Origin of the sequence: Burkholderia sp. E168m23, assembly GCF_016586125.1 — a bacterium.
GTDB classification, from domain to species: Bacteria; Pseudomonadota; Gammaproteobacteria; order Burkholderiales; family Burkholderiaceae; genus Burkholderia; species Burkholderia orbicola.
This window is the reverse complement of record NZ_BCPP01000352.1, coordinates 1-6,497: the sequence shown is the minus strand read 5'-3', so window position 1 is coordinate 6,497 and position 6,497 is coordinate 1. Positions and strand designations below refer to the sequence as shown.

The following is a 6,497-nucleotide window of genomic DNA, read 5'->3' as shown; positions in this document are numbered from 1 at the left end:
ATGATGAACTGGCCCTGGCGCATGACCATCGACTTGGCCTGGCTCTCGTCCGGGCTCCAGTTCGGGTCCTTCTGCAGCTGCCGGTAGTCGTAGCCGAAGAAGCCGCGGCGCACGCCCTGTTTTTCCCGGTTGTTGATGGCGTCCTCGCGATATTCCATGACCTTCGATTCGTCGTAGTTCATGGTGCGATGCGTGCCGGGAATGAACTGCAGGCAGCCGTTCTCGATGGTGGCGTCGGTAAACGCCGACCAGACCGTGATGGTTCCGCCGAACTGCGCATCCTCCGGCCACACGATCTGCGGGTGCTTGGAGCCGGCCACGTTGGAGAAGTTGTCGGCCTGATGCCAGTCCGTGCCCTCGTCGCCCGGATACTTCGGGAAGAACTCCGAGCGCCAGCACAGTACGTCCGGGCCGAGGATGCTCGCGACCCGGTCGGTGATTTCCGGGCGCGTGATGTGCGAGGCCAGGAAGTCGACATCGAGATGGCGATCGTAATTGGCCAGATTGGTGACGCCTGAAATCGATTTTTCCTGGCTGTAGATGGCCTTTTTGGTGTTCAGCAGCTTGGGGCGCAGCGCCTGAAGGTTGGCTTCCATCTGGTCGCTGGGATAAAGATCGAACGGCCCGATATAGCCGTTGCGATGAAAATCTGCCAATTCTTGCTGGCTCAAAGCAAACCTGGTACTACGTACCTCGATAGTATTGTTCATGGTTATTTTTACGGCCCTCGAAAGATAGAACTGCATTGCTCGACTGCGACATCAAAAAGCGAATATCTTTTATTGTTGTTACGTTTTTGTTTTTAATCCGGGAGTTTGATTCGCGCTGCGGCATGCATGTCGCAAGCCGCAGGCGATACAGCTGCTCAGCCCTGCAGGGCCGGCTTGGCGTGGCTCATGCCGAACTTGATCGGCGCGCCGCGCGGTTTCTTCTGCTCGATTTCCATTTGATCGATAATATCGCGAAATTCGATTTGATGGTCGGCCATTTCGCCCATCAAGAGCGCGATTACCGCGAGGTGGGACGGCACCACACCTTTTTGTGAATAATTGGTGATTGAATTTTCATTCATCTTCACCAGGCTCGCGAATTCCCGTACGGTCAGCCGCGCGCGTTTGAGCTGATCGCGGAATTCGAAATACGTCATTACGGACACAACGGCTCTCCTTCAAAAAGCTCCGGGGTTTTGCCTGAACAAATCCGCCCTGCACGATTTCTCGATTCCGCGATCCCGGGCAACGGCCCGCTTACATCTTCACCTGGTCGAGGAACGTCTTCTTGCCCGCCTTGTAGACGTACAGCGAGATCACGCCATGCGCGAGATCGCCATGCGAATCGAACTGGGTTTCACCGACCACGCCGTGATAGTCGGTCGGCGGCATCTGCGCGAGGATCTTGGCGGGGTCGGTGGATTTCGCCCGCTTCATCGCATCGACGATGATGTACACGGCGTCATAGGCGAACGGCGCGTCGTATTCGACTACCTGTCCGAAGCGCTTCTTGTATTTCGCCTGGAACGCCTCGCCGCCCGGCATCGTCTGGATCGCCGCGCCGGCCTGCGAGCACACCACGTTCTCGGTCGCATCGCCGGCGAGATTGGCCAACGATTCCGTGCAGACGCCATCGCCCGTGAAGACGCGTGCGCGCAGGCCGAGCTGCTTGGCTTGCTTGGCGAACGGGCCGCCGGTCGAATCCGAGCCGCCGTACATGATCGCGTCAGGCGTCTCGCCCTTGATCTTGGTGAGTACCGAGCGGAAGTCGATGGCCTTGTCGCTGGTGGCATCGTGCGACAGCACGGTGATGCCCAGCTCCTTCGCGCGCTTCTCGAATTCGTTTGCCAGGCCCTGGCCGTAGGCGGTCGAATCGTCGACGATCGCCACACGATGGATGTTGCCCAGCTTCTTCGCATAGTTCGCCAGCGCCGGGCCTTGCTGCGCGTCGGTGGCCACGACCCGGAAGGTGGTCTTGAAGCCCTGCTGCGTGTAGACCGGATTGGTCGAGGACGGGGAGATCTGCGTGATGCCGGCTTCGCTGTAGATCTTCGAGGCCGGGATCGACGTACCCGAGTTCAGGTGACCGACCACGGCCACCACCTTGTCGTCGACGAGCTTCTGGGCCACTTGCGTGGCCGTGCGCGGATCGGCTGCGTCATCCTGTGCGTCGAGCTGCAACGTGACGGAATGCCCGCCGATCGTCAGGCCTTTCGCGTTGATTTCCTCCACCGCGAGGCGCGCGCCGTTTTCGTTGTCTTTACCAAGATGCGCGATCCCGCCGGTCAACGGCTCGACGCTGCCGATCTTCACGACTATCGGGTCTGCACTCGCTGCCGTCGCGGCGGCAAGCGCCAACACCGAAAGCGTGGCGTTCAGCGAAAGCTTGAATGCGCTGGATAAATTTGCTCGTTTCAAGTGCGGCTCTCCTGCGAGTGTGGTTGAGAACTTCCCGTCATGGTGCAGGACGACGGCGTGCAACACCGCAAATCGTCTTATGTATCCATATTATGTATTTTGGATACATTGGTAGCATATCGGTGCCAAGATACAATTGGCAAGTCAAAAAAATCAAGCCGGAGGTATGCATTGCGACCCCCAAACACGCTGGTCGCGGAAGCGATTCGCGAGGACATCCTGCGGGGAGAATTGCCGCCTGGAACGCCGCTGATCCAGGAGAACCTCTCGGTCAGATATGGTGTGAGCCGGATCCCGATCCGGGAGGCGCTGGTGCGCCTGGAAGCCGACGGGCTCGCCCGGCAGGAAGGCAAGCGCGGCCTGACGGTGGCGCCGCTGCATGCCACCGAGGCCGAGGACTTGTGGATGATGCGTTCGCGCCTGGAGCCGCTCGCGCTCGAAATGGCGTTTCCGTTCCTGACCAAGAGCGTGCTGGGCGAAGCGGAGGACCTGATCGACAAGGTCGAACACCTCGGCAACGATCCCGCGAAACAGAGCCAGGCGAACTGGCTGTTCCACCGCACGCTTTACGAGAAGGGCAACCGCCGGCGCCTGCTGGTCACGCTCGACGGGCTGCATTTGCAGGCGGAAAGGTACTTGCGGTTCCAGTACGACGTGATGAGCCACAGCCGCGACAGCCGCACCGAGCACATGGCCATCCTCGACGCGCTGCGTGCCCGCGACCTGGAGACGGCCTGCCAGGGCCTCGTGCGGCACATCGAGGACGCCGGGCGCAAGCTGGTCACGGCGTTGCGCAACGTGCCCATCGCGGAGGCGTAGGCTTTCGCCGCATGGGCCTCGCCGACTGAACCGATGCCGGCGATGCCGGTTGGCGGCAGCCGGCGAGATCACTGACAATATGCCGCTGTAAAAAATGAGAGAGGGTGCGGTATGCGCTGGATCGGTAAGACGCTCGCGGTGATCTCGGGCATGGCGGTCGTCGGTATCGCGTGTGTTCAAGCCGCCCCCAGCGAAACCGCATTCCCGCGCTTCACCCAGGCCCAAGGCAAGCTCGATGCCGACGGGCTCCCGCTGTCCGGCGTGAAGCTCTGCGTGCTTCCCGACCATGCGCCGTGCTTCGAGATGCCGCCGACGCTTGTCCCCGGTTCCGCCAAGGAGCTGTATCAGTTCGGTCTGAATCCGCGGTCCGAACGATTGCCGATTGCATCCGGCGGCTCGTGGGTGTTTTTAGCCGGAACGTTTTCAGGCGGCGGCAGCGGCATGCTGGAGCGCGTGGCCGTCCTGCGTGTCGGCGCGAACGGCAAGATCGAGAACCTGATGCCGATCGTCACCGAAACGGAGATGGCCGATCGCGCGATGTGGAACTTGCCGGCGGTGTCGCCGTATCCGCTGTTCGTCCGGGCCGACTATGTGTGGGGCAAGGGCGAGGATCATTTCGGCAAGCACTTCTTCGACGTCGACGCATGGGCGTTCGATCCCGCCGCCAATCAATACGCGAAGCGCTTTTCCTACCGGACGAGCCAGCGCTACGACAGGGGCGAGGGCGCGGACCACGTGCTGAGCGCCGAGCGTGCGGAAATCCTGCGCCGCCTCGCCGCCGCCCGGTAGCGCGTTATCGCTGCGCGTCCCCGTAAGTCTCCTTGCACACCGCGCGTAGCGCGTCGACGAGCAAATCCCGCGCGGGCGACCGCGAATCGGCGGAGCGCGTGAACAGCGCAATGGGCGGCAGCGTCCACACCAGCGAATACGGCACGATCGCCACGCCGGCGATCCGCACCAGTTCCTCCGCGATATCGGCCGGCACGATCGAGACGGCTTCGTCGCTCGACGCGATCATTTCGCCGATCAGCTTCGACGAGTAGCTTTCGACGATCGGCACGGGCGGCGCGATGCCGGCCGACAGGAACAGGTCGGTCACCTGTTCGCGCATCGGCGTATGCGGCGCGCCGAGAATCCAGTCGAGCGCGTGCAGCTTGTGCCAGTCGAGCGGCGTGCGGGCGAGCTTCGCCGCCAGCCGCCGGCTCGCGATCATGCGCGGCTGCTGCTGATACAGCACTTCGAACGAAACCTGCCCGAGATCGATCGCCGACGACGCGCGCCCGATCACAATATCGACACTGTGATCCTTGAGTTGCAGCAGCAGCTGATCGCTGGTGCCTTCGTGAATCGTCACGGTCAGGCGCCGCTCCATGCGCGCCTGCAGCCGCTTCAGCGCGGCCGACAGCATCTGGCCGGAGATGAACGGAATCACGCCGATGTGCAGATGGGCCGCATGCCCGGCGGCAACGGCCTCCATCTCGCGGGCGAGGTGGTCGAGATCCTTGATCATCGCCTTCGCGCGCTCGAGCACGACCGCGCCGAGCGCCGTGGGCCGCATGCCGCGCGACGAGCGCTCGAACAGCGGCGTGCCGAACATGCTCTCCAGTTCGGACAGCGCGTTCGTCACGGCCGGCTGGCTGCTCGCCATGTGCTCGGCGACCCGCGTCAGCGAGCCGTGCTGCTGGATCTGCAGCAACAGCACCAGATGCCGGATCTTCAGACGCGCGCCGAGCCGCCTGACCACGTCGTTTGCATCAAAATTCATTGACTGGTCATGCATTCATCATGAAAAAGTGATGGGCCGATATTAAAACAGAATCATCACGTTATGGCAGATCCCTAGAATCCTCTTCATGGATCGCGCCGGGACTGGCCTGGCGCCCACGCCGAGACCCAGAACATGAAACAGACAGAGACACAGCAGCAGGCCGCGTTCGACTATCACGAGTTTCCGACGCCCGGGAAAATCTCGGTCGTGGCGAGCAAGCCGCTGGTGACCCAGCGCGACCTGGCGCTGGCCTATACGCCCGGCGTGGCGAGCGTGTGCGAGTCGATCGCCGCCGATCCGCTGCAGGCGCACCGCTTCACGAGCCGCGGCAACCTGGTCGGCGTGATCACGAACGGCACCGCCGTGCTCGGTCTCGGCAATATCGGCCCGCTCGCATCGAAGCCGGTCATGGAAGGCAAGGCCGTCCTGTTCAAGAAGTTCGCCGGGATCGACGTGTTCGACATCGAGATCAACGAGACCGACCCGGACAAGCTGGTCGACATCATCGCCGGCCTCGAACCCACGTTCGGCGGCATCAACCTCGAGGACATCAAGGCGCCGGAATGCTTCACCGTCGAGCAGAAGCTGCGCGAACGCATGAAGATTCCCGTCTTCCACGACGATCAGCACGGCACGGCCATTACCGTGTCGGCCGCGTTCATCAACGGGCTGAAGGTCGTCGGGAAGTCCATCAAGGAAGTGAAGGTCGTGACGTCGGGCGCCGGCGCGGCCGCGCTGGCGTGCCTGGACTTGCTGGTCGACCTCGGGCTGCCGGTGGAAAACGTCTGGGTGACCGACATCGAAGGCGTCGTCTATCGCGGCCGTACCACGCTGATGGACCCGGCCAAGTCGCGTTTCGCGCAGGAAACCGACGCGCGCAAGCTTGCCGAAGTGATCGGTGGCGCGGATGTGTTCCTCGGCCTGTCGGTCGGCGGCATCCTTACGGCGGAGATGCTGAAGGCAATGGCGGCGCGCCCGCTGATTCTCGCGCTGGCCAACCCGACGCCGGAAATCTTCCCGGAACTGGCGCATGAGACGCGCGACGACGTCGTGATCGCGACGGGCCGCTCGGACTACCCGAACCAGGTCAACAACGTGCTGTGTTTCCCGTACATTTTCCGCGGCGCGCTCGATGTGGGCGCGACGACGATCACGCGCGAGATGGAAATTGCCGCGGTGCACGCGATCGCGGGGCTGGCCGAGGAAGAGCAGAACGAAGTCGTTGCGGCGGCCTATGGTGCGTACGACGTGTCGTTCGGCGCGCAATACCTGATTCCGAAGCCGTTCGACCCGCGCCTGATCGTGCGGATCGCGCCGGCCGTGGCGAAGGCGGCGATGGAAGGCGGCGTGGCGACGCGTCCGCTCGCGAATCTCGATGCGTACGTCGAGCAGTTGCAGCAATTCGTCTATCACTCGGGCGCGTTCATGAAGCCGCTGTTCGCGACCGCGCGTCAGCTCGTGCGCGACGGCGGCAAGGCGCGGATCGTGTTCACCGAAGGCGA

The 6,497-nt window shown here is 62.7% G+C and carries 7 protein-coding genes; 3 read left to right on the top strand and 4 right to left on the bottom strand.

Features of this window, described 5'->3' with window-relative positions:
- From JMF90_RS18695 to JMF90_RS18685, 3 genes are all read right to left on the bottom strand, one after another.
- Window positions 1–671: chlorinating enzyme (locus tag JMF90_RS18695; protein WP_236598002.1), on the bottom strand; the 671-nt coding region annotated here is incomplete at its 3' end.
- A 194-nt stretch (window positions 672–865) separates the two neighbouring features.
- Window positions 866–1,147, bottom strand: coding sequence for a hypothetical protein (locus JMF90_RS18690; RefSeq protein ID WP_011694535.1), 282 nt, complete (start codon window positions 1,145–1,147; stop codon window positions 866–868).
- Between the two features lie 100 nt (window positions 1,148–1,247).
- Complete coding sequence (locus JMF90_RS18685) at window positions 1,248–2,369, bottom strand: branched-chain amino acid ABC transporter substrate-binding protein (protein ID WP_227745930.1); 1,122 nt, start codon at window positions 2,367–2,369, stop codon at window positions 1,248–1,250.
- Window positions 2,370–2,579: 210 nt separating this feature from the next.
- Between JMF90_RS18685 and JMF90_RS18680 the strand changes: the two genes are divergently transcribed.
- Window positions 2,580–3,227, top strand: a complete 648-nt coding sequence (locus JMF90_RS18680) for a GntR family transcriptional regulator (RefSeq protein WP_011694537.1) — start codon at window positions 2,580–2,582, stop codon at window positions 3,225–3,227.
- A gap of 111 nt (window positions 3,228–3,338) precedes the next feature.
- The gene (locus tag JMF90_RS18675; protein WP_011694538.1) at window positions 3,339–4,016 is read left to right on the top strand and encodes a hypothetical protein; all 678 of its coding nucleotides are present in this window, start codon (window positions 3,339–3,341) and stop codon (window positions 4,014–4,016) included.
- A 4-nt stretch (window positions 4,017–4,020) separates the two neighbouring features.
- On the opposite strand, the gene JMF90_RS18670 is transcribed toward JMF90_RS18675, so the two are convergent.
- Window positions 4,021–4,992 (bottom strand): LysR substrate-binding domain-containing protein, encoded by a 972-nt coding sequence (locus JMF90_RS18670; RefSeq protein ID WP_006495747.1) that lies wholly within the window; start codon window positions 4,990–4,992, stop codon window positions 4,021–4,023.
- Between the two features lie 135 nt (window positions 4,993–5,127).
- Between JMF90_RS18670 and JMF90_RS18665 the strand changes: the two genes are divergently transcribed.
- A partial coding sequence (locus JMF90_RS18665) for a malic enzyme-like NAD(P)-binding protein (protein ID WP_305790750.1) occupies window positions 5,128–6,497 on the top strand: 1,370 nt, incomplete at its 3' end.

Excerpts from the sequence above, each read along its gene's own strand:
- JMF90_RS18675 (WP_011694538.1), top strand. The coding sequence starts at position 3,339 with ATGCGCTGGATCGGTAAGACGCTCGCGGTGATCTCGGGCATGGCGGTC.
- JMF90_RS18670 (WP_006495747.1), bottom strand. The coding sequence starts at position 4,992 with ATGAATTTTGATGCAAACGACGTGGTCAGGCGGCTCGGCGCGCGTCTG.
- JMF90_RS18690 (WP_011694535.1), bottom strand. The coding sequence starts at position 1,147 with ATGACGTATTTCGAATTCCGCGATCAGCTCAAACGCGCGCGGCTGACC.